The organism is Methylobacterium planeticum (assembly GCF_008806345.1).
In the GTDB taxonomy this organism is placed as follows: Bacteria; Pseudomonadota; Alphaproteobacteria; order Rhizobiales; family Beijerinckiaceae; genus Methylobacterium; species Methylobacterium planeticum.
The window spans coordinates 1-1,003 of record NZ_VZZJ01000079.1 but is presented as its reverse complement, the minus strand read 5'-3'; the positions used below and the strand labels follow the sequence as shown (position 1 = coordinate 1,003).

The following is a 1,003-nucleotide window of genomic DNA, read 5'->3' as shown; positions in this document are numbered from 1 at the left end:
TGTGCGTGCTTCTCAATGATGGCGACGCGGCGCGGTTGGCTTCGATCGCCGGCGACCGCTCGCGCCCCCTCAAGCACATCCAGCGCGCCCGCATCGTCCTGCTCTCGGCCGAGCGCCTAAGCGTCCAGGAGATCGCCCGGCAGGCAGGTGTCAGCCGCCCGGCCGTGTGGCGCTGGCAGCGGCGCTACGCCGAGGCGGGCGTCGAGGGCCTGTTGCGCGACAAGACCCGCCCGCCCGGCACGCCGCCCCACCCGACCGAGACGGTGGCCGAGGTGCTGGCGCTGACCTGCTCCGAGCCGCCGGGCGAGGTTACGCATTGGACCGGCCGCGCCGTGGCCCGGGCGGTCGGGATCTCGTTGCGCGCCGTGCAGCGGATCTGGGCGGCCCATCGCCTCCAGCCGCACCGGTTACGCACGTTCAAGCGCTCGCATGATCCCGCCTTCGCCGCCAAGGTCGAGGACGTCGTCGGCCTCTACATGGACCCGCCCGCCCACGCGGTAGTGCTGTCCATCGACGAGAAGAGCCAGATCCAAGCCCTGGAGCGCACGCGCCCCTACCGACCGCCCGCCCCCGGCCATCCAGCAGCCCAGACGCACGACTACACCCGTCACGGCACTACGACGCTGTTTGCCGCCCTCGACGTCCTGGCAGGCACCGTGCTCGGCCGTTGCATGCAGCGCCATCGCCACGGCGAGTTCATCCGCTTCCTCAACGCGGTCGAGGCTACCGTCCCGACGGGCAAACTCGTCCACGCGATCCTGGACAACTACGGCAGCCACAAGCACCCGAAGGTGCGCGCTTGGCTCACCCGACACCCGCGCTGGACCTTCCACTTCACCCCGACTTCGGCCTCCTGGCTTAACGCGGTCGAGGGCTTCTTCTCGACGCTCACGCGCCGCCGGCTGCGACGAGGCTCCTTCACCGGCGTCGTCGACCTGCAGGCGGCGATCAAGCGCTACATCGCCGAGCACAACCGACACGCCAGACCCTTCGTCTGGATCAA

General features: G+C 70.3%; 1 protein-coding gene. It reads left to right on the top strand.

From position 1 onward, the window contains the following. Window positions 1-5: 5 nt before the first annotated feature. Window positions 6-1,003 (top strand): IS630 family transposase (locus F6X51_RS27615; protein ID WP_150967303.1); only part of this gene is annotated, 998 nt, incomplete at its 3' end.